The organism is Methylobacterium nonmethylotrophicum (assembly GCF_004745635.1).
GTDB lineage: Bacteria > Pseudomonadota > Alphaproteobacteria > Rhizobiales > Beijerinckiaceae > Methylobacterium > Methylobacterium nonmethylotrophicum.
The window spans coordinates 173573-198496 of the sequence record NZ_SRLB01000009.1 but is presented as its reverse complement, the minus strand read 5'-3'; the positions used below and the strand labels follow the sequence as shown (position 1 = coordinate 198496).

The following is a 24924-nucleotide window of genomic DNA, read 5'->3' as shown; positions in this document are numbered from 1 at the left end:
CGTGGCGGTCAAGCGGACGACCCGGGGACGGCGCCTGCTGCGGATCCTGGCGACGCTCGTGGTGCTGGTGCTCGCCGGCGCCGCGTCCCTGATCGTCTGGGAGTACTACGTCACCGCGCCCTGGACCCGGGACGGGCGGGTGCGGGTGCAGGTCGCGAGCATTGCCCCCCAGATCTCGGGCCAGATCACCGAGTTGCGCGTCGTCGACAACCAGTACGTCCGCAAGGGCGACGTGCTCTACGTGATCGACCCGTTCGACTTCAAGGTCGCGCTCGACTCGGCCAGGGCCGACGTCGAGAACCGGGCCGCCGACCTCCAGGTCAAGCGCGCCCAGGCCGCGCGGCGCGAGGCGCTGACCACGGTCTCGACCTCGATCGAGGAGAAGCAGCAATTCGCCGGTACCGCCAAGCAGGCGGAGGCCGCCTTCGCCCAGGCCCAGGCGCAGGCGGCGCAGGCCGAGATCAACCTGAAGCGCACGGAGGTGAGGAGCCCCGTCAACGGCTACGTCACCAACCTGCTCCTGCGGGTCGGCGATTACGCCAGCGCCGGCACCCGCAACATCTCGGTCATCGACGCCGACTCGTACTGGATCGACGGCTACTTCGAGGAGACCAAGATGGGCCATATCCGGGTCGGCGACCCGGCGTCCGCGGTGCTGATGGGCTATGCCGCGCCGATCCGCGGCCGGGTCGACAGCATCACCCGCGGCATCAGCACCCCGAACGCGGCGGCGAGCACGCAGGGGCTGCCGAGCGTCGATCCGGTCTATACCTGGGTCCGCCTCGCCCAGCGGGTGCCGGTGCGCATCCGCATCGAGGAGGTGCCCAAGGACCTCGCCCTCGTCGCCGGCATGACCGCGACGGTCTCGGTCGGCGCCTACGCCCAGCCCGGCGACCGCCTGCGCGACGTGTTCAGCGCCTTCGTCGACCGCCTCGGGCCGCAACGCCCGGAAGATGCCGCCGTCGCGCCGGCCGGCGTCACCACCACCGTCAAGGGCCCGCACGACGTCTCGACCCTGCCGGAGCCCGACCCGAAGGCGGGCCCGACCCCCGACCAGGTCGCCCCCGGCATCGCGCCCGGCATCAACGAGGCGCCGGAACAGGCGCCGGCCGCGAAGGAGCCGCCGGCGCGAGACCCGCACGGCTCGCGCCGCGACCACGGCGGCGGCCGCTCCGCCCGGGATTGACACGCTCCCGCTTCGCACGGCACAGGAGTGGGGCTTCACCGCGCGCGGGCGTGGCGGAATTGGTAGACGCAGCGGACTCAAAATCCGCCGTCCTCACGGATATGTCGGTTCGAGTCCGACCGCCCGCACCATCCTCACGCGAGCAGGCGAATCGGGCCTCACCAGCCCTCCTTGCTCCCCTCCAGCGCGGCTCCGATCAGCGACAGGGCGTGCTCGGGGGCGGTGGCGAGCACCTCGTCCGGGAGGCCGACCTGGCTCAAGGCGGCGCCGCTCAGGATGCCGGCGAGGCCGTGCATGGTCGACCAGACGAACAGCGCGTCGCGGTCGAGACGGCCGTCGTCGAACCTTCGGCCGTCGGCGGCGTGCACCGCCCGCAGGCGCTCCTTCAGCAGCGCGAAGGCGTGGCGGGCCTGGCGCATCATCTCGGGGTGGTCGGCGGGATCGGGCAGCGGGGTCCCGAACATCAGCCGGTAGTCGAGGGGGTGGTCGAGCGCATAGGCGAGATAGGCGCGCCCCATCGCGCCCATGTCCCGGCGCGCGTCGCCCGTCCGCGGGGAGGCGTCGAGATGCGCCGCGAAGGCCGCGAAGGCGCGGGCGACGATCTCGGCCAGGATGTGGTCGCGGCTCGGGAAGTGCTTGTAGGGCGCCCCGTGCGACACGCCGAGCCGGCGGGCGACCTCGCGCAGCGACAGCTTTTCCAGGCCCTCTTCCCCGACGATGGCGAGCGCGGTCGCCAGGCAGGCCTCACGCAGGTCGCGCCTCGCCGGTCCGGTGTCGCTCATGAGGGTCGACCATTCCTTTCATGATCCCGGCCATGATCCGCACCCGGATCCCCCGCGGCAACGGCCGGAGCGACCTGGTGAGGAGCCGGCCGAGCCCGCCCGGGACCACCGTGCCGCGCCGCCCGAACGCGGCGACGATGTCCCGCGCTGCCATCTCCGAGGATGTCGCGCGGCCCATCCGCAGGGCGGCCCGGGCGGCAAAGCCGCTCGAGACCGGGCCCGGCGCCACCGACAGCACGTCGACGCCGTGAGGCGCAAGCTCGAACCGCAACCCTTCGGCGAGGGACTGGATGTAGGCCTTGCTCGCCGCGTAATGGGCGGCGAACGGCACGCCCTGCCGGCCGACGAGGGAGCCGAACAGCACCAGCCCGCCCCGGCCGCGGGCGGCGAAGTACCGGCCGAAGGCGTGGGACAGCCTGAGCACCGCTCCGCAATTGACCGCCAGGAGTTCGGCCTCGCGGCCGATGTCGGCGTCGATGAGGCGCCCCGACGTGCCGAAGCCGGCGGCCGCGACCAGCAGGCCGACGTCGAGCTCCGCGCTGTGCGCGATCAATCGCGCGACGTCCTCCGGCCGGCCGAGGTCGATGGAGAGCGTGCGCACATCGACGCCGCAGGCCGCGCGCAGGTGCTCCGCCTGCTCGGCGAGGAGCGCCGCCCGCCGGGCGACGAGGAGGAGGTTCAGGCCGGCCGCGGCGAGGAGCGCGGCGACGTCCCGCCCCATGCCGTCGGACGCGCCGGTGACGACCGCCCAGGAACCGTAACGCTCGCGCAGGCGACGATGGTGGGGATTGTCGGCGATTCGGGAAGAAGCGGTCATGGCGTCGATATCCCGTGATGTGAAGGGGTCGATAGCAGGTCTTTCAAAGATCAGGCGCGGGATCCCCTCTCCTGTTTGGGAGAGGGGTAGGGGTGAGGGTGATACGGTTCTGAGTTTAGCTCCAAGCGTTGAGCTGCCAGCACGACGGCCTGAGTTTTTCTGCGGAAGCGTGTCACCCTCACCCCCGGCCCCTCTCCCACACGGGCTTGCAGATTCACACATCGCTTTTGAAGTCCAACCCTTTGTAAAAGCGCGCACTTCCCCTCCCCCTTGTGGGGAGGGGATAGGGGTGGGGGTGGTGCGGAAGGCACCGCACAGCTCTACGCGGCACCACCCCCACCCCCTTACCCCTCCCGACAAGGGGGAGGGGAGGCGCGCTCCCTTCAATGGGGAGAGCAATCAGACCGGGTTGTGTGAATGCGATAGCCCACACGGGAGAGGGGGGATCCCGCGCCCCTTCATTTTCCCGAACAGGCCCGCGGGTCGCGACTGACGGCGGTAGACAGTGTCTACACGATCGAGTAGACACTGTCTACCGACGAGACAAGGGGTGGGCGATGGAACGGGCCGAGATTCTGTGGTGGTGGACGGTGGGCGTCCTGCTGGCGCTCTGCGCCGCGACCTCGGTCGCCTGGCTCCTCGACGGGCGCCAGATCGGCGGCGAGAGCGTCTGGGTGAAGCCGATCAAGTTCCAGCTCTCCCTCGCCCTGCATTGCGCGACCCTGGCCCTCGTCGCATCGGGCCTCGCCGGCACGTGGCGCGACGGGGCGCTCCTGCGCTGGGTCGCGTTCGCCTCCATCGCCGCCACCGGCTTCGAGGTCGCCTACATCATGGTCCAGGCGGGGCGGCAGCAGGCGTCGCACTTCAACCGCGACACGCCGTTCCTCGCGGCGATGTACGCTGCGATGGCGGTCGGCGCCGTCGTCATCACGGTCGCGGCAGCGATCGTGGGCGCCGTCGCCTGGGCCGATGCCGGGGCGCGGTTCGGCCCGGCCCTGCGCCTCGCGGTCGCCCTCGGCCTGATCGGCGGGACCGTGCTGACGCTGATCGTGGCGTTCCGGATGGGCGGCGCGCTCACGCGCCATGTCGGGCTCGAGGCGCCGGGCGCTGCCCGGATGCCGCTTACCGGCTGGTCGCTGACCGTCGGCGACCGGCGGGTGCCGCACTTCTTCGCCACCCACATGATGCAGGCCGTGCCCCTGGCCGGGCTGATCGCCGAGCGGACGCTGCCGCGGGCGCCGGCGGTGGGCGCCGTCCTGCTGGTCGCGGCGGGCTGGGTCGCGCTGACGCTGTGGTTCTTCGCTCAGGCCAACCGGGGCGAGCCGGTCCTCGGTTGAGCCCGCGCCGGTCCGGCGCCGCCCGGCGTCACGCCTCCGGGGCGGCCAGCGCCCGCCGCAGCACCGGCAGCACCCGCGGGTCACCCATCTGCGCCACGTTGAAGCGCATGAAGTGCGAGGCCGTGCGCGACACGCTGAACACGTCGCCCGGCGCCAGCACCACGCCCTCGCGCAGGGCCGCCCGGGCGACGCCCGCCGCATCGCGCCCGTCAGGCAGGGTGCACCAGAGATAGAACCCGCCCCGCGGCATCAGCCAGGGCCGGATGCCGAGGCCGGCGAGTTGCCCGGCCGTCTCCTGTCGCGCCCGGGCGAGACGCCGGCGCAGGGCCTCGAGGTGCTTGCGGTGCTGCCCGTCACCGAGCGCGCCCGCGACCCACTCCGCCGCGACCGGGCTCACCCCGCCGAAGCTCGTCGCCACCTGCAGGTCTATCAGCGCCTCGATCCACTCCGCCTTCGCGACGACGTAGCCGCAGCGAATCGAGGCCGACAGCGTCTTGGAGAAGCTGCCGATCCGGATCACCCGGTCGAGCCCGTCGAGGGCGGCGAGGCGCGGCGACGGCTCCGGCTCGAAGGCGGCGAAGATGTCGTCCTCGACGATCGTGACGTCGTGCGACGCCGCCGCGTTGAGGATCCGGTGGGCGATTGCGGGCGCGAGGGTGGCGCCGGTCGGGTTGTGGAGCGCGGAATTGGTGAGGTAGAGCCGCGGCCGGTGCGCCGCCGCGGCCTCCGCGAACCGGTCGGGATCGGGCCCCGCCGCGGTGTAGGGCACGCCGACGACGCTGGCCCGGTGGGCGAGCAGCAGCGCCTGGAAGTTGAAGTAGCACGGATCGTCGACCAGGACCGTGTCGCCGGGGCGCAGCAGCAGGCGGCAGATCAGGTCGACCGCCTGCGTGCCCGACCCGGTGAGCAGGATCTGCTCGACGCCGACGCTCACGCCATCCTCCGCGCAGTGCCGCGCCAGCAGCCGGCGCAGGGGCAGCGGCCCCCGCGTGGCGCCGTAATCGGTGAGCACCGCATCCTCGGCCCTGGCGAGGCTGCGGGCAGCGCGGCGCAGGGACGCCACCGGCATCCAGTCGGGAGGCAGCCAGCCGCAGCCGGGCTTCGGGATCTCCGGTTCGCCGTCGAGGGATTGGCGCGACACCCAGAGCGGGTCGACCGCCCGGTCGAGGCGCGGGCCGATCTCGGCGAGAGTCAGCGGCGGGGCGGCGGCGGCCGCGTAGAAGCCGGAGCCGGGGCGCGAGCGCACCGCCCCCTCCGCCGCCAGGCGCTCATAGGCCTCGACCACTGTCGAGGGCGAGACACCCATGGTGGTGGCCAGGCCCCGGATCGACGGCAATCGCTCGCCCGGCGCGAGCCCCCGCGCGGCAATCCGCTGACGGATCGCCGCCATCACGGTCGCGGTACGGCCGCCCTCCCCCATCGCGCCCTCCGATCGTGCGGCTCTCGATACCCATACAGTTCGGCGCAACCGTACGGGACCGTGCCTTCGCGTGCCAGAGTGGCGGGTTTAGTTATCCCGTAGGACGCAGAGCTGTTCGTGAGGAGGACGTGGCGCGGGATCCCCCCTCTCCCGTGTGGGAGAGGGGCCGGGGGTGAGGGTGATACGCTTCAGTGTGAGTCGCTTAGCGTCGAGCTGCCAGCACGTCGGTCAGAGCTTTACACGGAAGCGTGTCACCCTCACCCCTACCCCTCTCCCAAACGGGAGAGGGGATCCCGCGATAGGTTCTGCTTCGGATGGCCCTGGGGTGAACGCGAAAGACTTGAGCGATGCAGCGGTCGGCGGACGGGTGGGGCAGCGGGCTGCTCGGGGTGGTGATCTTCAGCGGCTCGCTGCCGGCGACCCGGGTGGCGGTCGGGGGCTTCTCGCCGCTCTTCCTCACCTCGGCCCGGGCGGTGATCGCAGCCATCCTCGGGGCGGCCCTGCTGTGGGGCCTGCGCCAGAAGCGGCCGGAGCGCACCGATCTCGCGTCGCTCGCCATCGTGGCATTCGGCGTGGTGGTGGGATTCCCGCTGCTGACGGCCCTTGCGCTCCAGCACGTCACCTCGGCCCACTCGATCGTGTTCATCGGGCTCCTGCCGCTGGCCACCGCCCTGTTCGGGGTGCTGCGCGGGGGTGAGCGGCCGCGGGCGGCGTTCTGGCTCTTCTCCCTCGTCGGCAGCGCCGCGGTGGCCGGCTTCGCGCTCTTCCAGGGCGGGCCGGGCTCGCTCGCCGGCGACCTCCTGATGCTCGCCGCGATCCTGCTCTGCGGGCTGGGCTACGCGGAGGGCGCGGCCCTGTCGCGCCGGCTCGGGGGCTGGCAGGTGATCTCCTGGGCGCTGGTCCTCGCCCTGCCGGCGATGGCGGGCCTCGCCCTCGCGACCCGGCCGGCGGGCGTCGCGGGCGTGAGTGCCCCGGCCTGGCTCGGCCTCGCCTACGTGTCGGTGTTCAGCATGCTGGTCGGCTTCGTGTTCTGGTACCGGGGGCTGGCGCGCGGCGGCATCGCGGGGGTGGGCCAGCTGCAGCTGCTCCAGCCCTTCCTCGGCCTGGCGCTGGCTGGCCTCCTCCTCGGGGAGCCGGTCGCCCCGTCGATGGTCGCGGTGACGGGCCTGGTGGTGCTCTGCGTCGCGGGGGCCAAACGGTTCGCGTGAGCGAACCGGTCAAGCCACGACGCGGTTCGCGTGAGCCGCCCCAACATGGGCCAAGCTCTGACGGCGACGGTTGACGGGGTGTTTACGCGATCCTGCGCATCCTCTGCAGATGCGTCGTGGCATTGTAGCGTTCTCAGCCCTCACGCTGTTCGGCCTGGGGCTCACCGGATGCGCGCTCAACCGGTTTGAGCAGCGCGAACCCTGGCGGAATCAGGCCGAAGAGGTCTGCCTCGCCCAGAAACTCGTTCGACCGAGCGAGGACATCCAGCCGGTCAAGGAGATCGACGGGCCGGGCGTCTGCGGCATGGTCCACCCGTTCCGGGTCACCCGGCTCGCCGGCGGCACCGTCGCGCTCAAGCAGCGGATGACGCTGGCCTGCCCGATCATCCCGGAGGTCGAGGCCTGGCTCGCCGGCACGGTGCAGCCGGCGGCGGAGGTCTATTTCGGCCAGCCGGTGGTCGAGATCAATTCCGGCTCCTATGCCTGCCGCGGCCGCAACAACCAGGTCGGCGCCAAGCTCTCCGAGCACGCGTTCGGCAACGCCGTCGACGTGATGTCCTTCCGCTTCGCCGACGGCTACGTGGTGACGGTGAAGGGCGGCTGGCGCGGCACCGAGGCCGAGCAGGGCTTCCTGCGCGAGGTCTTTCTCGGGGCCTGCAACCACTTCACCACGGTGCTGGCGCCGGGGTCGAACGTCTACCACTACGACCACCTGCACCTCGACCTGGCGCGGCACGATCCGAGGGGCCTGCGCCGGATCTGCAAGCCGCTGATCAAGTACGAGTCGCGCCTGCCGCCCCCCGGCACGCCGCTCTCGCCCATCCGCAAGAAGCCTCCGGCCTGGCAGCCCGCCCCGGATCCGGCGCCGATCGACGTCGAGGAGGACGACCCCTACGGCCTGACCCCGACGAGCGCCCGCGAGACCGGCACCCGCGTCGCCCGCGCTGCCGCGCCGCGCCCGGCGCCCGCTCAACCGGCCCAGGCCTACTCCCCTCCCCCCTACGCCCCTTCCCCGGCGCCGCGGCCGGCGCTCGCCGCCGAGCCCCGGGCCCTGCCGGAGCCGATGCCCCTCGCCAGCCCGACCTGGTCGTCCGGGCCGATCTACTGAGGAACGCTCAGGCCGGCGCGCCGCCGAGATCCGCCACCACCGCCCGGCGGGCGGCGGCGTCCTCGGCGAGACGGTGGACATGCATCTCCGTGGCACCGCGGGCCCGGGCCCGGGTGAGCCAGCCGCGGGCCAGGCGCTCGCGCGGGCTCTCCCCCGCGGCGGCGACCGCCACCAGCTCGGCGGTGCCGTCGCCGTCGCGGCGCACCGCGATCACCACGGCCTCGCCGACCTCCGCCGGATCGTCGTCGAGGGTGTGGATCCCCACCACGTAGCGGCGGCCGGAGCGGCCGCGCCAGGCGCTCAGCGGCAGGGCCGGGGTGCCGCGCAGGCTCGTGGCCGTTCTCAGGCGCTCCTCACGCACGTCCAACCTCCTCGCGCGGTCATTCTGGATGTCCCGCATCGCCACCGACCAGGACAGGGCTCGTTTGTTCGCCATTTGTTCCAGCCTAGTTCCGATTCCGGAGGTCCGTCAAGCACGGAGATCTGCCATCACGAGGGATCTGGAGAGCCGGGTCGCGCGGCGCAAGGGCGGAAGGGGCCAGGGAGACGGACAAGGGTGCGGCGGCCGGTCGCCCGGCCGCCGCCCTCGCTCACCAGCGGTGATGCCAGCCGTGATGGCCCCAGCCGCCCGGCCGGTAGCCGACGCGGTGCCAGCCGCCATAGCCCCAAGGACGGTGCCAGCCAGCGTGGTGCCAGCCCACCCGGCGCCAGCCGCCGTAGCCCCAGCGCGGCCCCCAGACGACGGGCCGGTAGCGGACCGGCGCGTAATAGACCCGCGGCCCGAAATTCGGGCGGCACCAGCCGTGCCAGTTCCGGTGGAATCCGGGGCCGCAGCCGTCCCGCGCCTCCGCGGTCGTGCCTGTACCGACGAGGGCGCCGAGGGACAGGATCGCGGCGCCCGCAGCCATTGTCCAACGCATGATGGCCTCCTGTTGTGAGGACCATGAAATGCACGAGGCGGCGCGATCGTTTCGCAGGTTACGAAGAGTTCATGTTCGGTCGCGGAGATCTCGCCGCGACCGTGCCTGCACCGCTCCGGAAGCGACGCTCAGGTTTCCTGCGCCCGCAGGGCGGTGCGGGCCGAACCGGGCAGGCCGGCCTCGCGCAGCAGGGCGTCGGAGGCGGTCTCGATCCGCTCCTGCAGGTCGGCAAAGAAGGTGTCGCGGGGCACACCCGGCGGGATTGCCGGCAGGAACTCGATCACGGCGGTGCCGGGCCGGTAGGTCAGGCGGCGCCGGCCCCAGAACGCCCCGGTGTTGAGCGCCACCGGCAGGCAGGGCACGCCGAGCCGGTCGTACATGTGCGCGACGCCGTACTTGTAGGCGGGTGCCGCGCCGGGCGCGCGCCGCGTGCCCTCGGGGAAGATGATCAGGCGGCGGCCGTCCGCCATGGCGGCGGCGGCCTCCTCGTTCATCAGCGCCAGGGCGCGGGACCCCTTGGAGCGGTCGATCGCCACCATCTCGCCGCGGGCCAGGTACCACCCGAACAGCGGCAGCCACATCAGCTCGCGCTTGAGGATGTAGGTGAAGTCGTCGAGCACGGTGACGAGGGCCAGGGTCTCGAGGGCCGACTGGTGCTTGGCGGCGACCAGCACGGCCCCGGCCGGGCGGTGCTCCAGCCCGCGGAACTCGACCTTCAGGCCGACGATGCCGTGGAGCAGCCGCAGGACGACCCGCGCCCAGGTCTGGGCGAGCCACAGCACCCCGCGCCGGGTGGCGAGAGCCGGCAGGCCGCCGATCATCATCACGGCGGTGACGAGGTAGAACGCGACGGTGAACAGGAGCGAGCGAGCGAAGGAGAGAACGGACGACATGGCGGGGAACGCGGCGAACCTTCGGATCCGGCCCGAGCGCCTCGGGCCCGCCCGCGGGGCGGACGAGAGGTGCGGCACCCGGTCGAAGCGCCGCCCGCATGCTGCGGAGGCCCCTCCTTAGAGCATTTCGCCGCGCACGTAACGCGCTTGCCGGGACTGCGCCGCCGGGCCGCCGGCGAGCGCCCGGAGCGGACGCGGCGGCGGATGCCGGATCGGGAAAAACGTGCTTTAAGCGGCGGCGGATCCGCGCACGAGACGCGGGGAACGCCATCGGGCCGGACCCGACAGGACACACCGAGAGGGAGGACGTCATGACCACGCTCACGCGCCGCCGCGCGCTGCATCTCGCCGTCGCCGGCGCCGTCGCGGGCCCGGCGGTGCTGCGCATCACCCGGGCGCACGCGGCCGAGTTCAGCCTGAAGGCCGCCAACAACGCGCCGATCAGCCACCCGCTCACGATCTACATGACCAAGGCCGCGGACGCGATCCGCGACGAGACCGGCGGCAAGGTCGAGGTCAAGCTGTTTCCCAACAACCAGCTCGGCGGCGACACCGACATGCTGAGCCAGCTGCGCTCCGGCGCGCTCGAATTGTTCACCCTCTCGCCCCTGATCCTCGCGACCCTGGTGCCGGGGGCCTCGATCAGCGGCGTCGGCTTCGCCTGGAACGGCTACGACAAGCTGTGGCCGGCGATGGACGGCGAGCTCGGCACCCATGTGCGCGGGCAGATCGAGAAGTCCGGCCTGTTCGCCTTCGAGCGGATCTGGGAGAACGGCTTCCGCCAGACCACCTCCTCGAGCCGGCCGATCCTGAAGCCCGAGGACTTCAAGGGCTTCAAGATCCGGGTCCCGCCGAGCCCGATGTGGACCTCGATGTTCAAGGCCTTCGACGCCGCCCCGATGACGATCAACTTCGCGGAGGTGTACTCGGCGCTGCAGACGAAGATCGCCGAGGGCCAGGAGAACCCGCTGACGCTGATCGACACGGCCAAGCTCTACGAGGTCCAGAAGCACCTCTCGAAGACCAACCACATGTGGGACGGCTTCTGGCTGCTCGCCAACGGCAAGATCTGGCGCGGGCTGCCGCAGGACGTGAAGACCGTGGTCGCCAAGCACTTCAACGCCCAGGCGGTGGAGCAGCGGGCCGAGACGCTCAAGCGCAACATCTCGACCGAGCAGGACCTGCGGGCCCGCGGCCTGACCTTCCACGACGTCGACACCAAGGCGTTCCAGGCCAAGCTGCAGGCGGCCGGCTTCTACAAGGAGTGGAAGGGCAAGTTCGGCGACGACGCCTGGGCGCTGCTCGAGAAGCATACCGGCTCGATCGCCTGACCGCATCGGCCGCCCACGCGGCGGCGCTCAGCTCCCGGCGGCGCGGGCCGCCGGGACGGCGCGGCCGAACAGGTAGCCCTGCGCCTCCGTGAAGCCCTCTTCGCGCACCACCGCGAGCTGGGCCGGGGTCTCGACGCCTTCCGCCACCGTCTCGATGCCGAGGCGCCGCCCGAGCTCGGCCACCACCCCGACGATCGCCCGGCAATCCGGCCGCTCGACGGCGTCGCGGACGAACGAGCCGTCGAGCTTGATGCGGTCGAACGGGAAGGCGCGAACCCGGGCCAGCGACGAGAAGCCGACGCCGAAATCGTCGAGGGAGATGCGCACGCCCATGGCGTGCAGGAGCTGCAGGTCGTCGGCAATGCCGCCGCTGGCGGTGCTGAGAACGGTCTCGGTGATCTCGAGCTCGAGGCGCCGCGCGGCGAGGCCGGTGCTGGCGAGCGCCGCCTCCACCGCCCGCGGCAGGCTGCCGTCGCCGAGCTGGCGCACCGAGACGTTGACGCAGACCCGGGCCGAGTCGGGCCAGGCGGCGGCGTCCCGGCAGGCCCGATCCAGCACCCAGAAGCCGAGGGTCCGGATCAGCTCCGATTTCTCGGCGAGCGGGATGAAGCGCCGGGGCGAGACCGGGCCGCGCTCCGGGTGGGTCCAGCGCAGGAGCGCCTCGCGGGCGGCGACCGCCCCGCGCGCCAGGTCGACGATCGGCTGGTAGGCGAGGCTGAGCTGGCCGGCCGGCAGGGCGTGCCGCAGATCCTGCTCGATGCGCAGCTCCTCGCTGCGCTCGCTCTCCATCGCGGGGGTGAACAGGCGCCAGGCCGCCTTGCCGGCGCCCTTGGCGGCATAGAGCGCGCAATCGGCCTGGCGCAGCATCGCGTCGGGCGTGGTGCCGCCCTCCGCGAAGGCGATGCCGATGCTGGCCGAGACGTGGCACGGCCGCTCATGCGCGCGCTGTTGCGCGCGCTCTTGCGCGATCGCGTAGGGCCGGGCGAGGTCGATCAGCAGGCCTTCGGCGAGCGGCACGGCCAAGTCGCCCGTGCTGCCGGGGAGCAGCACCGCGAACTCGTCGCCGCCGAACCGGGCGACGAGCCCGGGCTCGGGCACCGCCCGGCGCAGCCGCTCGGCCACCTGCTGCAGGAGTGCGTCGCCGGCCTGGTGGCCAAGGTCGTCGTTGATCGCCTTGAAGCCGTCGAGGTCGAGGAAGAGCAGCGCGGTGCCGCCCGGGATCACGCCCTCGGGGGCGCCCTCGCTCAAGCGCCGCCAGAGCATCGCCCGGTTGGCGAGGCCCGTCAGGGCGTCGTGGTGGGCGAGCCGGGTGATCTCCAGCTCGGCCTGGCGCTGGCGCGTCACGTCCTCGAAGGTGACCACGAAGGCGCCGCCCGGGACCCCCCGGCGCACCAGCGCGATCGCGCGCCCGTCCGGCGCCGTGGCCACCACGGTCTCGCCGCGGGCGAGCGACGCCTCGTGCCCGGCGAGGAGGCCGGCGGGGTGCCCGACGCCTCGCCGCACGCCCGGCTCCCCGAAGGCGAGGGCCCAGATCGCCTCGATCGGCGTGCCGATGAGGTCCCGCTCGCCCGCTGCGGCGAACATCTCGAAGAAGCGCTGGTTGAGGAGCCGCGCCGTCCGGCCGGCGTCGAACAGGCACAGCCCCTGGGACATCGTCGAGAGGGCGAGGTCGAGGATCAGCGCCACCGCCTGGATCTGGTCGCTCTCGGTCTTCGGCGGGATTCCGTCGCTGCCGCCGCGGTCGCGGATCACCTGCGCGAAGCCCGCGACCGCGTCGCCGTCGCGGATCGCCGCGATGATCGTGTGAGCCCAGAAGCGGCTCCCGTCCCGCCGCGGCCACCACCCCTCGGTCTCGTAGCGGCCCGCCTCCCGCGCCGCCGCGAGGGCGGCCTCCCCCTCTCCGGGGGCTTCGCCATACGCGAAGGTGCGGCCGATCACCTCGGCCGCCCGGTAGCCCGTGAGCTGCTCGGCGCCCGGGTTCCACGCCGCAACCCGACCATCCGGATCAAGGAGGCAGAGGGCGTGATCCGTCACGTCCCAGACCAGGCGCGAATAGGCGTCGTGAAGGGCGGGACTCGGCTCGTCGGGGCGCCCCGCCATCGTCGCGCGCGCGTCACTCCCGATCATGCTACAGCCTCGCCACGCCCAGTCTCATCGGGACAGGCTATGCGATTTGATGCCGGAGGTTGAGTCGCGTTGTGGACGAGGACCGTTCCGGCGCACAGCCTTACGTCAGGACGGTTTCCAAATGGTCCCGCGGGACGCGTTCCCGCCGGCTCACTCCCACTCGATCGTGCCGGGGGGCTTCGACGTGATGTCGTAGGTGACGCGGTTGATCCCCTTAACCTCGTTGATGATCCGGGTCGCGACCCGCCCCAGGAACGCCATGTCGAAGGGGTAGAAATCCGCCGTCATGCCGTCGACCGAGGTGACGGCCCGCAGGGCGCAGACGTGGTCGTAGGTGCGCCCGTCGCCCATGACGCCGACGGTCTTGACCGGCAGGATCACCGCGAAGGCCTGCCAGATCGTGTCGTAGAGCCCGGCCTTGCGGATCTCCTCGAGGTAGATCGCGTCGGCCTTGCGGAGCGCATCGAGCTTCTCGGCCGTGATCTCGCCGGGGCAGCGGATGGCGAGGCCCGGCCCCGGGAAGGGATGGCGGCCGACGAAGGCCTCGGGCAGGCCGAGCTCGCGGCCGAGCACCCGGACCTCGTCCTTGAACAGCTCGCGCAGGGGCTCGACGAGCTTCATGTTCATGCGGGCGGGCAGGCCGCCGACATTGTGGTGGCTCTTGATCGTGACGGAGGGGCCGCCGGTGAAGGACACGCTCTCGATCACGTCCGGGTAGAGCGTCCCCTGCGCCAGGAAGTCGGCCCCGCCGATCTTCTTGGCCTCGGCCTCGAACACGTCGATGAACAGGCGCCCGATCGTCTTGCGCTTGACCTCCGGGTCGGTGACCCCGGCGAGCTCGCCGAGGAAGAGGTCGGCGGCCTGCACGTGGACGAGGGGAATGTTGTAGTGGTCGCGGAAGAGCCGCACCACCTCCTCGGCCTCGCCCTGGCGCAGGAGGCCGTGATCGACGAAGACGCAGGTGAGCTGCTCGCCGATCGCCTCGTGGATCAGCACCGCCGCCACCGCCGAATCGACGCCGCCCGAGAGGCCGCACAGCACCTTCGCGCCGCCGACCTGGGCGCGGATCCGCGCGATCGCCTCCTCGCGGAAGGCGGCCATCGACCAGTCGCCGGTGCAGCCGGCGATGTCGCGCACGAAGTTGCGGATGAGCAGCGCGCCGTGGGGGGTGTGGGCCACCTCGGGGTGGAACTGCACCGCGTAGAACTGGCGCGCCTCGTCCGCCACCGCCGCGAAGGGGGCGTTGGGGGAGATCGCCACGGTGGTGAAGCCGTCCGGCAGCTTCGTCACGCGGTCGCCGTGGCTCATCCAGACCGGGTACTTCTCGCCGACGTGCCAGACGCCGCGGAACAGCGCGCTGTCGGCGATGATCTCGACCTCGGCCCGGCCGAACTCGGCGTGGTGGCCGCCCTCGACCTCGCCGCCGAGCTGCGCCGCCATGGTCTGCTCGCCGTAGCAGATGCCGAGCACCGGCACCCCGGCCTCGAACACGCCCTGCGGCGCCCGCGGCGAGGTCTCGACCGTGACCGATTCCGGCCCGCCCGACAGGATCACCGCCTTCGGCTTCATCGCCGCGAAGGCCGCCTCGGCCGCCTGGAACGGCACGATCTCGGAATAGACCCCCTCCTCCCGCACGCGGCGGGCGATGAGCTGGGTCACCTGGCTGCCGAAATCGATGATGAGGATCTTGTCGTGCTCGGTCGTCATGCGACGATGAGTTAGACGAGGCCCGGGCCCGGCGCAACGCGTCGGGCCGCGGATCCCCGGTGCGTTGGCGGCATTAACCGGACGTTCAGGCGGCAGGGGCGAACGAGGCGCCCCCCAACCCACCAGACAGGGAGCCTCGCCATGCGAGCCATCGTCCTCGGGATCGCCGCCACCCTCGCCACGGGCCTCAGCCTCGCGCCGGCCTCGGCCATGCCGGTCGTCGGCGGCGGCACCGTCGCGCCCGCGGCGGCGATCGAGCAGGCGCAGTACGTCACCCGCCGGGTGGTGCGCCGCGGTCCCCGCTGCACGGTCCAGGTGACCCGGACCCGCGGCCCGTTCGGCCGGGTGGTGGTGCGCAAGGTGCGCCGCTGCTTCTGAGAACCCTCGGGATCTGATGAGGATCGCGGCGATCTTCGGATCGCGGCGATCTTCATGAGATCGCCGAAATCTGACGGGGCGGCCCCACAGGGGGCCGCCCTCATCCGTTCGGCCAGACCGCCAGGAGCGCCCGTAAGCCCGCCACGAAGGCGAGCGGCTGGTCGACCATCACGTGATGATAGGCCTCCGGCAGGTCGATCCTGGCCGAGCCCGGCGGCAGCAGGCCCTGGACATAGGCCGCGTCCGCGGGCCGCATCAGGTCGGAGCGGGCGCCGGTCACCAGCGCCAGGGGGCAGCGGGCGGCCGCCACCATCTCGGCCCGGTCGGGCAGCGCCAGCCGCGCCCACAGCGAGGGGTCGAAGCGCCAGCTCCAGCCGCCATCCACCTCCCGCAGCGATTCCCGGGCGATGAGATCGGCGATGTAGAGCGCCTCGCAGGGCTGCATCGGCGCGAAGCGGAACCGCGCCAGCGCCTCCTCCAGGGTCGGGTAGACCCGGTGCGGCGAGAACCGCCCGTCCTCGCGCCGGCGCCCGGTGCGGCGCTCGGGCGAGAAGATCGGCGGGTCGACGATGACGGCGCCGCGCCAGCGACCCGCTTCCCGCCCGGCCTCGATCAGCATCGGGAAGCAGCCGAAGGAATGGCCCACCATCACGGGCGCCGCGCCCGCGAACAGCCCCGCCTCCTCTGCCACCGCCTCGATCTCGTCGGCGAAGGTGTCGAGGTCGTAAGATTCTCGCCAGTCCGAGCCGCCCATGCCCGACCAGGACAGGGCCGCGACCCGATACGAGTCCGCCAGGTACGGCGCGGTGAAGCGCCACCACCCGGCATGCGCCCCGCTGCCGTGCAGCAGCATCAGGCCCGGCCGGCCGCGCTCGCCCCACGCAAGGGTCTCGATGCCGGCGCCCTTCACGGCGATCCGGCCGGTCTCGGGCGCGACCGCGACCGCGTCCCGGAACCAGCCGGGCGCCGGCGGCGGCTCGCCCCGGAGATGGCGGAGGGGCGCGGAGAGGTTCGGGTCGGGGGGCAGCTCGGTCACGGGAGCGATGATGCGGCCGGGCCGGAGGTCGTGTCAATCAGGATTGGAAGGCACGGTATGGGCAAGCGCAGTCCTTGACGGGGACTGGCGTTCGAAAATCCGGTTTCCTCGATCGGCTCCTGTCGGGTGCGCCTCCACGGTGGAGCCTCGTCTGGGCGTCTCGGCCTCCCTCACGACAATCGTCGCGTCCCTTGCCCAAACATCGACACGTCGATCGCTCCTACCCCTCTCCCACACCTTGGAGCGATACCGGGCAAGCCCGGCATTGCCGGGAGAGGGGATCCCACGACTTCGCCATCCTCCGGAAGACCGTCGAAAAACCGCGCTACGCCCGAAAAAACCCCCTGCGCCGGGCCCAGGTCGCGAACAGGCCCGGCCAGGCCGCCGCGGGCGAGCCCGGCACCCCGAGATTGAAGCCGTGGCCGCCGCGCTCGAACAGGTGCATCTCGACCGGCACCTCGACGGCCCGCAGGGCCGCGTACATCAGGAGGCAATTGTCGACCACGGCGATCGGATCGTCGGCGGCCTGCGCCAGGAAGGTCGGCGGCGCCTCAGGCCGGACATGGGTCTCTACCGAGTAGGCATCGGTGGCGACCCGGGTCGGGCTGTCGCCGACGAGGACGCGCCGGCTCGAGGTGCGGTCGAAGGGCGGCTTGAGGGTGATGACCGGGTAGATGAGCGCCGCGACGTCCGGCCGGGCCGAGACGGCATCGTCCTCGTCCACGGCGGGGTAGAGCGGCGCCGTGAAGCGGGTGCTGGCCGAGCCCATCAGGTGGCCGCCGGCGGAGAAGCCCAACACCCCGATCCGGTTCGGCTCGTAGCCGTAGCGCCGGGCCCGGGCCCGCACCAGGCGCACCGCCCGCAGGGCATCCTGGATCGGCGCGTCGGCGCCCGCCGCCCAGCCCTCGCCGGGCAGCCGGTAGACCAGCGCGAAGGCGGTGACGCCGAGGGTGTTGAGCCAGCGCCCGACCGGCACCGCCTCGTGCCCGATATCGATGCGCCGGTAGCCGCCGCCGGCGGCGATCACCACCGCGCTGCCGGTCGGCCGGGCCGGGCGCATCACCAGGAGGCAGGGCTCGGCCACGCCGGTGATCACCCCCTCCCGGCTCTCGTCGAAGCGCGGCCCGTCCGGGCTCGGGCCGCCGCCGCCCGGCGGCGCGCCGGGCCAGAGCCGCAGGGTCTCGAGGGCGGCGCCCGGCGCCGCGTTCGGCGGCCCGTCATGCCCCGTCGGCACGGCTCCCACGGGCACGGCCTGCTGCACTGTCTGCTGCGCCGCGGCCGGCGCGACGGTGAGGGCGGCCGCTCCCGTGAGCAACGTCCTGCGATGGAGCGCCATGCCGACCGTCCGACACTCTCCGGGCCTCGCGGCTCCCGGGCCTGGCGGCCGCGGGCCCTGGCCTCCCTTGAACCTTGGCCTGCCCTGAATAAGCCAAGCCGCGGCAGATGCACGGCAGAAAAATACCGTCCCGGCAGGACGATGCGCCGCGTACCGGTCAGGGAGAGGTCGGCCGGCGCTCGATCGCCGCGACGTAGAAGCCGTCGGTGCCGGTGCGCTCCGGGCTCATCTGGATGCCGTGGAGGGTCGTCCGCGCGGCGGCGGCGATGTCCGCCGACAGGGTCAGCGGCCGGGGCGCCAGGTCGTCGCGGCGCGCGGCGATCCCCGCCACCGCCGCGTCGTTCTCCTCCGGCAGGAGCGAGCAGGTGACGTAGACGATGCGCCCGCCGGGCCGCACCAGGCGGGCGGCGCGGTCGAGGACCGCCTCCTGCTCGGCCACCCGGGTCGCCAGGCTGCCGGGGCGCAGGCGCCACTTGGCGTCGGGGTTGCGCCGCCAGGTGCCCGAGCCGGTGCAGGGCGCGTCGACGAGGACGAGGTCGGCGCTGCCGTCGAGGTCGCCGAGCACGTCCGGCCGCCCCTTGCCGCCGCGGGGCGTGCGCACCTCCGCCACCGCGCCCGCCCGGCGCAGGCGCTCGTGGATCGGCGCGAGGCGCCTGGGATCGCCGTCGGTGGCGATCAGCCGGCCCGCGTTGCCCATCAGGGCGGCGAGCGCCAGGGTCTTGCCGCCGCCGCCGGCGCAGAGGTCGATCACGGTCATGCCCGGCTGCGCGTGGGCGAGCCGGGCGGCGAGCTGCGAGCCCTCGTCCTGGATCTCGAACCAGCCCTCCAGGAACTCGGGCTCGACGTGGAGCGCCGGGCCCCGCCCGTCCTCGCCGAGCGGCACCCTCAGGCCGTCGGGCGAGAGCGGCGTCGGCTCGGGCGAGAGGTGGGCGAGGGCCTCGCGCACGCCCTCGCGGGTCGCCCTCAGGGTGTTGACCCGGATGTCGAGCGGCGCGCGCCGGGCGAGGGCCCGCAGCTCGGGCAGGAGATCGTCGCCGAGGGCCGTCTCCAGGGAGGGCACCACCCATTCGGGCACGTCGCCGGCGATCGCGACCGGCGCGTGGCTCAGCGTGCCGGTCTCGAGCCGGACGCGCTCCGCCTCGGTCAGCGGTGCCGGTGCGAAGCGCTCGCCGGTGAACAGCGCGGCGATGGTCTGGGCGGCGAGGCCGCGCTGCAGCCGCAGGGAGCCGATCAGCACCGCCCGGGGCGTGTCCTCGCCCATGATCCAGGCGGCGGAGGCGCGGCGGCGCAAGGCGTCATAGACCAGGGTGGCGATGATGGCCCGGTCGCCGGAGCCGGCGAAGCGGTGGGCGAGGCCCCAATCCTTCAGGGCGTCGGCCACCGGGCGGCGGCGCTCGGCGATGTCGGCCAGGACCTCGATGGCGGCGGAGAGGCGGGCGCCGGGGGTCATCGCGAAACCGCCACGCTTGTGCCACGGGACCGGCCCGACACGGCCAAGCTTTCGGCCGCGTCTCTCGTGAAACCTCGACCGTTCACACCGCCTCGCCGGAGTTCCGCCCGCATGATCCGTCGTCCCATTCCGTCCGCCCTCGCCATGGGCCTCGCCGGCCTGATCGCGCTCGCCGCCAGCGCCTGCAGCACCGCCCCGGCCGTCGACCTCACCCCGCCGCCGCCCCGGCCCTATGATGCCAAGACGCAGCTCGAATACGGCAACCCGCCGCCGCGGGCCCCGCGCTACTGACGAGGCCCCCTTACCCTCCTGGCGCCGGCATGGCGAGGACGCGGCTCACGCCGGCTTTGCTAGCAAGCGGCTCACGCCGGCGTGGCAGGCAAGCGGCTCACGCCGCCGGTGCGAGGAGGATCCGCGCGGCGAAGACCAGCCACATCGCCATGAGGACGATCGCTCCGGCGAGGAAGGCCTGGAAGCGCCGGATCACCACGTTGCGGGTGGCGTAGATCCCCGCATGGACGATCCGGGTCAGCACGAACAGCCAGGCGAGGCCGACGAAGAGGGGATCGGCCTGGCGCGTCGCCAGGGCCAGGCCGACGACGACGTAGAACAGCACCGGCAGCTCGAACTGGTTCCCGAAGGCGTTCGAGACCTGCTGCACCGGCGCCGGCCAGCTGCGCTCGCCGAGCGAGATGTCCCGGAGCTTCACCGCACCCGCCCGCGCCGCGGCGAAGCGCACCCGACCGGTCCAGAACAGCAGGCCGAACGTCAGGAGGACCTGGACGAAGACGGGGGCGAGGACGGCTTTGGGGCTCATGGGGTCCTGAAGCGATGGCCGAGCGATCTCGTGATGGGTGCTCCGGCCCATGCAATGCCGTCGGGGGCCGTCCACACCGGAATTCCGGGGCCGCGAAAGCGGGGCCCGGGCTGCCGCCGCCAGTCCCTGAACCGCCGAAGGCCCGGAAAGGGACCGGACGAGAGCCGTTCTGTCCCGGCCGACCTGAGCGTCCGGATTCCGGGGCCCGCTTTCGCGGCCCCGGAATGGCGCGGCGGGGGAGAAAAGCGCCGTGGCGGGTACCGACGCGACCGACGCGCTCGTCTACTCCTGCGGCTCGAACCCCATGGCGGCGCCGTTCATGCAATAGCGCAGGCCGGTCGGGGCCGGGCCGTCGTCGAAGACGTGGCCGAGATGGCCCTTGCACCGGGCGCAATGGACCTCGGTGCGGGTCATGAAGAACGAGCGGTCGGTCTGCGTCTCCACCGCGCCCTCGAGCGGGGCGTAGAAGCTCGGCCAGCCGGAGCCGGACTCGTACTTGGTGCCGGACTCGAACAGCGGCTGGCCGCAGCCGGCGCACACGAAGGTGCCGGCGCGCTTCTCGTGGTTGAGCGGGCTGGTGCCGGGCCGCTCGGTGCCATGCTCGCGCAGCACCCGGTACTGCTCGGGCGTCAGTTCCCGGCGCCATTCCGCTTCGCTGCGGGTCTCGGCGGTGTCGTGTCCGGCCATCGGGGCCTCTCCTGGCGATTCCCTGGTTCTCCACGCCCCAAGATGGTGGCGGCCACCGCATCTGGCGAGATGCTGCGGCGCTGCGGGCCTCCCGCTCGGTAGACGGACACCGGGGCGGTCCCTCGCGAACCGGCCCGGACGCGCCATATCCCGGTGCTCACCGGGACGCGAACGTGTCGAATCTCCCGCCCGATCTCCCGCACAAAGGTCCCATCCTGGTCTATGACGGGCTCTGCGGCCTGTGCTCGCTCCTGGTGCGCTTCGTCCTCTGGGCCGAGCGCGGCCGGACGCGGCATCGTTTCGCCCCGGCGCAGTCCCGCGCCGGATCGGCCTTCTACGCCGCGCTCCCCGGTCACCTCGGCCCGGACGACACGGTCCTGTACGTCGTCGACGGGGCCGTCCTGACGAAGGGCCGGGCCATCCGCGCCCTGCTGGCCGGGCTCGGGCGGCCCTGGAGCGGCCTCGCCCGCCTGCTCGGATGGCTGCCGGACCGCCTCGTCGAGGCGGGCTACGACGGGGTCGCCCGCAACCGCTACCGCATCGGGGGCCGGCGCGACCGCTGCCGGCCCCCGCCGCCGGGCTCGGAGACGAGGTTCCTCGCATGACGTCGCCCCTGCCGCACCCCGCCCCGCCGCACTACCCTTACGGACCGGACCCGCTGCTGCCGGCCTGGGGCAGCGTCAAGGCGCAGGCCCTCGCGGTCCTGGCTCTGCTGGGTGCGGCCTCGGGCGGCTGGCTCGGCCACGCCGCCGGGTGGCCGGTGAACGAGGTCGCGCTCCTCGCGGTCCTGCCGGGGGCCCTGGCGGTCACCCTCGCCTTCGCGCCCGAGCCCGCGACGCGGCTCGGGACCATGGCCAAGGACCTGCTCTGCCTCGCCACCGCCGCGGCGCCCCTGTGCGGCCCCGCGATCCATCTCCTCATCGCAGCCGTCCCGGCCCTGCTCGCCGGCGCGGTCGCCCTCGACCGGGGCCTGCCGCCGGGCCTGCGGGTCCCCGCCCGCTATCGCCGGATGCCGGGGGCCCGCCGATGATCGCGAGCCTGACGGGCCTCGACCTTGCCACCGCGGTCGCATGGGAGCGCGCGCTCCTGCTTCTGCTGCCGGTGCTGCTCGCGGCGGGCCTGACCCTCGGGCTCCGGCCGACGCCGCGGGAGGCCTCGGCGGCGATGCTGGCCTTCCTCTGGCAAGTGCCGGTCCTGCTCGCCCTCAACCTCCTGGCAGGGCAGGCCGGATGGTGGTCCTTCCCCGATGCGGGCGGCGCCCGGGTCCTCGGGCTGCCGGTCGACATCTGGGTCGGCTGGGCGTTCCTGTGGGGGCCGGTGGCCGCGCTGCTGGAGCGGCGCATGGGGCTGCCCGCCCTGCTCGCGGCCGCCGCCCTCCTCGATGCCGTCGCGATGCCGCTCCTCGACAGCGTCGATCTCGCCCCCGGCTGGTTCGCCGGCGAGCCGGTCTTCCTGGCCTTCGGCCTCTTGCCCGGCCTGCTCCTCGCCCGCTGGACGCGACGCGACATCCGTCCCCTCGCCCGGACCCTCGTCCACGCCGCCGGCTGGGGGCTCTACCTGCTGTTCGCCCTGCCGGCCGTGGCGCTGGCGGTCGAGGGCCGGGACTGGACCGCCTCCCTCCACCTGCCGGCGGGGCCGGCGGGATGGCTGGGAGCGGCCGTGACGGTGCTCTGCCTGCTGGCCGGAGCGGCGGCGGCCTTCGAGTTCGCGACGGTCGGGCACGGCACGCCGGTCCCGGTCGACCCGCCGAAGCGGGTCGTGATGTCCGGCCCCTACGCCTACGTCGCTAACCCGATGCAGGTGACCTCGGCGGCCGTGATGGCGCTGCAGACCGTGCATCACGGCTCGCCGGCGCTCGCCTGCGTGACCGCCGCGTTCCTGCTCTTCGATTCGGTCTACGCGGCGCATTACAACCGGGTCCACATCGCCCGGGCGATGCCGCGCGACTGGGCGGCCTACAAGGCGGCGGTCCCGGACTGGCGCATCCGTTGGCGGCCCTACCGGCCCGGCACGCCCCTGGTCGTCGCCCGCACCGGCGACGAGGGACGTCGCACGGTCGCGGGCGGCCTGCGGCTCGATGCCGGGATCGCGCTGCGGCGCAGACGGGCGGCGGGCATGTCGCGCCTCGCCTTCACCTGCGCCGAGACCGGCATCCGCGCGCGCGGGGTCGCCGCCCTCTCGCGCATCCTCGAGCGCCGCAGCCTGCCCTGGGCCGTCCTCGCCTGGACGATGCGGATGCCCCTCGTCCTGCCGCTCCTCCAGGGCGCCACCTGCGTCGCGATCCTGGCCGCCGCGCTCGGCCGCGGCGGCGGGATCGCGCCGCACCGGCCGCCCCTCGCGGCGGGCTGAGCCCGCGGCGGCCCGAGGCCGCGGCGGCCCGAGGCCGCGTCAGGCCTCGGCCGACCTTCAGGCCGGCGCCCCGACCGTGTCGGCCATCCGGGCGCGGCGGGTGCCCATCGGCTGTTCCGGCCCGGTGGTGGTGTCGCGGGCGGTCTGGTGCTCGATCTCGGCGTTGATCTCGCCGCCGAGCAGCACGATCGTCGAGGAGATCCAGATCCAGGTCATGAAGCCGATCGCGGCGCCGAGGGAGCCGTAGGTCTCGTTGTAGCTGCCGAAATGCGCGACGTACCAGGAGAAGCCGATCGAGGCGACGAGCCACACCACCCCGGCGGTGAGGCTGCCCGGCGTCACCCAGCGCCAGCGCGGCAGGTCGCGGCTCGGGCCGTAGCGGTAGAGCAGCGCGAGCGCGAAGAGCAGCACCGCGAGCAGGGCCGGCCAGCGCAGGAGCGCGATGTACCAGGCCTTCGGGCTGATCCGGATGCCGAAGTTGCCGAGGAAGTTCAGCGCCACCGGCAGCACCACGATGCAGCCGAGCGCCACGACGACGAAGACCAGGGCGCCGAGGGTGAAGGCGAGCGAGCGCAGGTTGAGCTGGATGAAGCTGCGCTTCTCCTCCTCCTCGTAGACGATGTTGAGCGCGTCGAACATCGCCTTCATGCCGGCATTGGCGCTCCACAGCGAGATCGCCAGGCTGCTGAAGAAGGTGATGCCGAGCGTGGTGCCGCCCTTGGCGGTGATGCGCTTGACCTGGTCGCCGATGATGTCGAGGGCGCCCGAGGGCAGCACGCCCTGGAGCAGGGAGAGGTGGTCGTTGATGCTGCTCGGATCGGTGAACAATCCGTAGAGCGAGACCAGCGCCGCCACCGCCGGGAAGAGCGCCAGCAGGGTGTAGAAGGTGACGCCCGCGGCCACCGACAGCACCCGGTCCTTCTGGAACTCGAGGTAGACCCGGTAGAGCACGTCCTTCCAGCCCTTGGCCGGGATCTCGGTCGGCGTCTCGGCCTGGCGGCCGCGATCGCCCTCCGTGTCGGCGACCCACTGGGCCGGGCGCCCGGAATACGACTTCGCGCCGCCGCCGAGATGGCGGGTCGGGTCGGGCGGGGCGTCCTGCACGCCGTCCGGCCGTCGCGCCGTGACGAGGCGCACGAGCGCAAGGCCGAGAAAGACGGTCCACAGGGTGGAGGTCACGCCGGAGGGGGCGGAACCGGAGCGGGGTTCGGGCGGCATCGCGGCACCGGGGGAAGGAGGAGCGGTCTCGGCTCACAAGCGTGAGCGATCGGGATCACAACGTCGCGTCGCGGGGGGACGTTCCGGGCCGGCGAAAATGCCGTTGGGTCAATGGGTTGACGTGAGCCGGGTCAGGCCGCCGCGCTGCCGCCGGGCAGGCTGCGGATCAGCTCGGCGAAGCGGTCGCCCTGCACCACCACGTGGGCGCGCAGGCGCTCCGCCGCCAGCGCCTCGTCGCCGGCCAGGATCGCCTCGACCGCGCCCTCGTGCTCGGCGAGCGACTGCCGCAGCCGGTTGCGGGCCCGGAGCTGGATGCGCCGGAACGGCGCCAGGCGCCGGCTCAGGGCCACGGCCTGCTCGCACAGGAAGCCGTTGCGCGAGGCCCGGTAGATCACCGCGTGGAAGACCGCGTTCTCGGCGTAGTAGGCCTCGGTGTCGCCTCCCGACGCGGCGGCCCGGCAGGCGTCGAGGGCGGCGGTCAGCGCGCGCTGATGATCGGCGGTGAGCCGGCGGGCGGCGAGGCGCGCGCAGGCCGCCTCGATCTCCGCCATGGTCTCGAACATCTCGAGCAGCCGGCCGGCCTCGGGCGTGCTCACCACGGCGCCGCGGCGCGGCTTGACCTCGATCAGCCCGGTGACGGCGAGCTGCAGCAGGGCCTCGCGGATCGGCGTGCGCGACACCCCGAACCGGGCCGCGAGCTGGACCTCGTCGAGCCTGTCGCCGGGCGACAGGACGCCGTCCACGATCTCGTCCTCGATCGTCTGCCGCAGCCGCTGGGCGTGGCTCATGGGAGATCCCGGCTTCAACCATCGGAGAA

The 24924-nt window shown here is 73.0% G+C and carries 24 protein-coding genes, 1 tRNA gene and 1 pseudogene; 11 read left to right on the top strand and 15 right to left on the bottom strand.

The window, feature by feature from the left end; translation table 11 throughout:
* Position 1: 1 nt before the first annotated feature.
* Positions 2 to 874, top strand: a pseudogene (locus EU555_RS14195) (efflux RND transporter periplasmic adaptor subunit); the annotation flags it as partial.
* A 356-nt stretch (positions 875 to 1230) separates the two neighbouring features.
* Positions 1231 to 1317 (top strand) — tRNA-Leu (locus EU555_RS14190).
* A gap of 27 nt (positions 1318 to 1344) precedes the next feature.
* Here EU555_RS14190 and EU555_RS14185 read toward each other — a convergent pair.
* A complete protein-coding gene (locus tag EU555_RS14185; protein WP_135415287.1) occupies positions 1345 to 1968 on the bottom strand; it encodes a TetR/AcrR family transcriptional regulator in 624 nt (207 codons plus the stop codon).
* Positions 1931 to 2785: an SDR family NAD(P)-dependent oxidoreductase gene (locus EU555_RS14180; protein ID WP_135415286.1), complete on the bottom strand. Its 855-nt coding sequence runs from the start codon at positions 2783 to 2785 to the stop codon at positions 1931 to 1933. The genes EU555_RS14185 and EU555_RS14180 overlap by 38 nt, the downstream gene beginning before the upstream one ends.
* Positions 2786 to 3342: 557 nt before the next feature.
* Here EU555_RS14180 and EU555_RS14175 point away from each other — a divergent pair.
* Positions 3343 to 4122: a hypothetical protein gene (locus tag EU555_RS14175; protein WP_135415285.1), complete on the top strand. Its 780-nt coding sequence runs from the start codon at positions 3343 to 3345 to the stop codon at positions 4120 to 4122.
* 28 nt (positions 4123 to 4150) lie between these two features.
* Here EU555_RS14175 and EU555_RS14170 read toward each other — a convergent pair whose 3' ends face one another.
* Positions 4151 to 5542, bottom strand: coding sequence for an aminotransferase-like domain-containing protein (locus EU555_RS14170; protein WP_135415284.1), 1392 nt, complete (start codon positions 5540 to 5542; stop codon positions 4151 to 4153).
* A 347-nt stretch (positions 5543 to 5889) separates the two neighbouring features.
* On the opposite strand from EU555_RS14170, the gene EU555_RS14165 reads away from it, so the two are divergent.
* Both EU555_RS14165 and EU555_RS14160 read left to right on the top strand, forming a co-directional pair.
* A complete protein-coding gene (locus EU555_RS14165) occupies positions 5890 to 6750 on the top strand; it encodes a DMT family transporter (RefSeq protein WP_135415283.1) in 861 nt (286 codons plus the stop codon).
* 109 nt (positions 6751 to 6859) lie between these two features.
* Entirely contained in the window at positions 6860 to 7858 is a 999-nt protein-coding gene (locus EU555_RS14160; protein ID WP_135415282.1) for an extensin-like domain-containing protein, read from the top strand.
* 7 nt (positions 7859 to 7865) lie between these two features.
* Here EU555_RS14160 and EU555_RS14155 read toward each other — a convergent pair whose 3' ends face one another.
* The 3 genes from EU555_RS14155 to EU555_RS14145 all read right to left on the bottom strand — a co-directional run bounded on the left by EU555_RS14155 (position 7866) and on the right by EU555_RS14145 (position 9671).
* The gene (locus tag EU555_RS14155) at positions 7866 to 8219 is read right to left on the bottom strand and encodes a hypothetical protein (protein ID WP_135415281.1); all 354 of its coding nucleotides are present in this window, start codon (positions 8217 to 8219) and stop codon (positions 7866 to 7868) included.
* A 229-nt stretch (positions 8220 to 8448) separates the two neighbouring features.
* On the bottom strand, positions 8449 to 8778 hold the full coding sequence (locus EU555_RS14150) for a GCG_CRPN prefix-to-repeats domain-containing protein (RefSeq protein ID WP_135415280.1): 330 nt from the start codon (positions 8776 to 8778) through the stop codon (positions 8449 to 8451).
* 128 nt (positions 8779 to 8906) lie between these two features.
* A complete protein-coding gene (locus tag EU555_RS14145; protein WP_135415279.1) occupies positions 8907 to 9671 on the bottom strand; it encodes a lysophospholipid acyltransferase family protein in 765 nt (254 codons plus the stop codon).
* A gap of 311 nt (positions 9672 to 9982) precedes the next feature.
* Between EU555_RS14145 and EU555_RS14140 the strand changes: the two genes are divergently transcribed.
* Positions 9983 to 11002 (top strand): TRAP transporter substrate-binding protein, encoded by a 1020-nt coding sequence (locus tag EU555_RS14140; protein ID WP_135415278.1) that lies wholly within the window; start codon positions 9983 to 9985, stop codon positions 11000 to 11002.
* Between the two features lie 27 nt (positions 11003 to 11029).
* Here the strand turns inward: EU555_RS14140 and EU555_RS14135 are convergent, their stop codons facing one another.
* Positions 11030 to 13129 carry a putative bifunctional diguanylate cyclase/phosphodiesterase gene (locus tag EU555_RS14135; RefSeq protein ID WP_135415277.1) on the bottom strand — a complete coding sequence of 700 codons (2100 nt, stop codon included), beginning with the start codon at positions 13127 to 13129 and terminating at the stop codon, positions 11030 to 11032.
* A gap of 150 nt (positions 13130 to 13279) precedes the next feature.
* Positions 13280 to 14836, bottom strand: coding sequence for a glutamine-hydrolyzing GMP synthase (gene guaA, locus EU555_RS14130; RefSeq protein ID WP_135415276.1), 1557 nt, complete (start codon positions 14834 to 14836; stop codon positions 13280 to 13282).
* A gap of 141 nt (positions 14837 to 14977) precedes the next feature.
* On the opposite strand from guaA, the gene EU555_RS14125 reads away from it, so the two are divergent.
* Positions 14978 to 15214 (top strand): hypothetical protein, encoded by a 237-nt coding sequence (locus tag EU555_RS14125; protein ID WP_135415275.1) that lies wholly within the window; start codon positions 14978 to 14980, stop codon positions 15212 to 15214.
* Positions 15215 to 15314: 100 nt separating this feature from the next.
* Here EU555_RS14125 and EU555_RS14120 read toward each other — a convergent pair whose 3' ends face one another.
* The 3 genes from EU555_RS14120 to EU555_RS14110 all read right to left on the bottom strand — a co-directional run bounded on the left by EU555_RS14120 (position 15315) and on the right by EU555_RS14110 (position 19036).
* Positions 15315 to 16250 (bottom strand): alpha/beta fold hydrolase, encoded by a 936-nt coding sequence (locus tag EU555_RS14120; protein WP_205820925.1) that lies wholly within the window; start codon positions 16248 to 16250, stop codon positions 15315 to 15317.
* Positions 16251 to 16575: 325 nt separating this feature from the next.
* Complete coding sequence (locus tag EU555_RS14115; protein WP_135415274.1) at positions 16576 to 17586, bottom strand: alpha/beta hydrolase; 1011 nt, start codon at positions 17584 to 17586, stop codon at positions 16576 to 16578.
* A gap of 157 nt (positions 17587 to 17743) precedes the next feature.
* Positions 17744 to 19036 (bottom strand): RsmB/NOP family class I SAM-dependent RNA methyltransferase, encoded by a 1293-nt coding sequence (locus EU555_RS14110; protein WP_135415273.1) that lies wholly within the window; start codon positions 19034 to 19036, stop codon positions 17744 to 17746.
* 111 nt (positions 19037 to 19147) lie between these two features.
* Between EU555_RS14110 and EU555_RS14105 the strand changes: the two genes are divergently transcribed.
* Positions 19148 to 19327: a hypothetical protein gene (locus tag EU555_RS14105; RefSeq protein WP_135415272.1), complete on the top strand. Its 180-nt coding sequence runs from the start codon at positions 19148 to 19150 to the stop codon at positions 19325 to 19327.
* 97 nt (positions 19328 to 19424) lie between these two features.
* On the opposite strand, the gene EU555_RS14100 is transcribed toward EU555_RS14105, so the two are convergent.
* Positions 19425 to 19853 carry an MAPEG family protein gene (locus EU555_RS14100; RefSeq protein ID WP_135415271.1) on the bottom strand — a complete coding sequence of 143 codons (429 nt, stop codon included), beginning with the start codon at positions 19851 to 19853 and terminating at the stop codon, positions 19425 to 19427.
* Positions 19854 to 20135: 282 nt separating this feature from the next.
* Positions 20136 to 20540 carry a peptide-methionine (R)-S-oxide reductase MsrB gene (gene msrB / locus EU555_RS14095; protein ID WP_135415270.1) on the bottom strand — a complete coding sequence of 135 codons (405 nt, stop codon included), beginning with the start codon at positions 20538 to 20540 and terminating at the stop codon, positions 20136 to 20138.
* 173 nt (positions 20541 to 20713) lie between these two features.
* Here msrB and EU555_RS14090 point away from each other — a divergent pair, with 173 nt between their 5' ends.
* The 3 genes from EU555_RS14090 to EU555_RS14080 are packed head-to-tail and all read left to right on the top strand — an operon-like array spanning position 20714 to position 22889.
* Complete coding sequence (locus EU555_RS14090; RefSeq protein WP_167858545.1) at positions 20714 to 21145, top strand: thiol-disulfide oxidoreductase DCC family protein; 432 nt, start codon at positions 20714 to 20716, stop codon at positions 21143 to 21145.
* Positions 21142 to 21570 carry a hypothetical protein gene (locus tag EU555_RS14085; protein WP_135415268.1) on the top strand — a complete coding sequence of 143 codons (429 nt, stop codon included), beginning with the start codon at positions 21142 to 21144 and terminating at the stop codon, positions 21568 to 21570. The genes EU555_RS14090 and EU555_RS14085 overlap by 4 nt, the downstream gene beginning before the upstream one ends.
* Positions 21567 to 22889, top strand: a complete 1323-nt coding sequence (locus EU555_RS14080) for a hypothetical protein (RefSeq protein ID WP_135415267.1) — start codon at positions 21567 to 21569, stop codon at positions 22887 to 22889. Before EU555_RS14085 ends, EU555_RS14080 begins: the two co-directional genes overlap by 4 nt.
* Positions 22890 to 22946: 57 nt before the next feature.
* Here the strand turns inward: EU555_RS14080 and EU555_RS14075 are convergent, their stop codons facing one another.
* Together EU555_RS14075 and EU555_RS14070 are read right to left on the bottom strand one after the other, a co-directional pair.
* On the bottom strand, positions 22947 to 24107 hold the full coding sequence (locus EU555_RS14075) for a YihY/virulence factor BrkB family protein (protein WP_135415266.1): 1161 nt from the start codon (positions 24105 to 24107) through the stop codon (positions 22947 to 22949).
* Between the two features lie 131 nt (positions 24108 to 24238).
* Positions 24239 to 24895: a GntR family transcriptional regulator gene (locus tag EU555_RS14070; RefSeq protein ID WP_135415265.1), complete on the bottom strand. Its 657-nt coding sequence runs from the start codon at positions 24893 to 24895 to the stop codon at positions 24239 to 24241.
* Positions 24896 to 24924: the final 29 nt, after the last annotated feature.

Coding starts and splice junctions, on each gene's coding strand:
- EU555_RS14180 (WP_135415286.1), bottom strand. CDS start 2,785: ATGACCGCTTCTTCCCGAATCGCCGACAATCCCCACCATCGTCGCCTG.
- EU555_RS14145 (WP_135415279.1), bottom strand. CDS start 9,671: ATGTCGTCCGTTCTCTCCTTCGCTCGCTCGCTCCTGTTCACCGTCGCG.
- EU555_RS14115 (WP_135415274.1), bottom strand. CDS start 17,586: ATGGCGCTCCATCGCAGGACGTTGCTCACGGGAGCGGCCGCCCTCACC.
- EU555_RS14100 (WP_135415271.1), bottom strand. CDS start 19,853: ATGAGCCCCAAAGCCGTCCTCGCCCCCGTCTTCGTCCAGGTCCTCCTG.
- EU555_RS14105 (WP_135415272.1), top strand. CDS start 19,148: ATGATCCGTCGTCCCATTCCGTCCGCCCTCGCCATGGGCCTCGCCGGC.
- EU555_RS14110 (WP_135415273.1), bottom strand. CDS start 19,036: ATGACCCCCGGCGCCCGCCTCTCCGCCGCCATCGAGGTCCTGGCCGAC.
- EU555_RS14085 (WP_135415268.1), top strand. CDS start 21,142: ATGACGTCGCCCCTGCCGCACCCCGCCCCGCCGCACTACCCTTACGGA.
- EU555_RS14170 (WP_135415284.1), bottom strand. CDS start 5,542: ATGGGGGAGGGCGGCCGTACCGCGACCGTGATGGCGGCGATCCGTCAG.
- EU555_RS14075 (WP_135415266.1), bottom strand. CDS start 24,107: ATGCCGCCCGAACCCCGCTCCGGTTCCGCCCCCTCCGGCGTGACCTCC.
- guaA (WP_135415276.1), bottom strand. CDS start 14,836: ATGACGACCGAGCACGACAAGATCCTCATCATCGATTTCGGCAGCCAG.
- EU555_RS14135 (WP_135415277.1), bottom strand. CDS start 13,129: ATGATCGGGAGTGACGCGCGCGCGACGATGGCGGGGCGCCCCGACGAG.
- EU555_RS14175 (WP_135415285.1), top strand. CDS start 3,343: ATGGAACGGGCCGAGATTCTGTGGTGGTGGACGGTGGGCGTCCTGCTG.
- EU555_RS14070 (WP_135415265.1), bottom strand. CDS start 24,895: ATGAGCCACGCCCAGCGGCTGCGGCAGACGATCGAGGACGAGATCGTG.
- EU555_RS14080 (WP_135415267.1), top strand. CDS start 21,567: ATGATCGCGAGCCTGACGGGCCTCGACCTTGCCACCGCGGTCGCATGG.
- msrB (WP_135415270.1), bottom strand. CDS start 20,540: ATGGCCGGACACGACACCGCCGAGACCCGCAGCGAAGCGGAATGGCGC.
- EU555_RS14140 (WP_135415278.1), top strand. CDS start 9,983: ATGACCACGCTCACGCGCCGCCGCGCGCTGCATCTCGCCGTCGCCGGC.
- EU555_RS14150 (WP_135415280.1), bottom strand. CDS start 8,778: ATGCGTTGGACAATGGCTGCGGGCGCCGCGATCCTGTCCCTCGGCGCC.
- EU555_RS14125 (WP_135415275.1), top strand. CDS start 14,978: ATGCGAGCCATCGTCCTCGGGATCGCCGCCACCCTCGCCACGGGCCTC.
- EU555_RS14165 (WP_135415283.1), top strand. CDS start 5,890: ATGCAGCGGTCGGCGGACGGGTGGGGCAGCGGGCTGCTCGGGGTGGTG.
- EU555_RS14160 (WP_135415282.1), top strand. CDS start 6,860: ATGCGTCGTGGCATTGTAGCGTTCTCAGCCCTCACGCTGTTCGGCCTG.
- EU555_RS14185 (WP_135415287.1), bottom strand. CDS start 1,968: ATGAGCGACACCGGACCGGCGAGGCGCGACCTGCGTGAGGCCTGCCTG.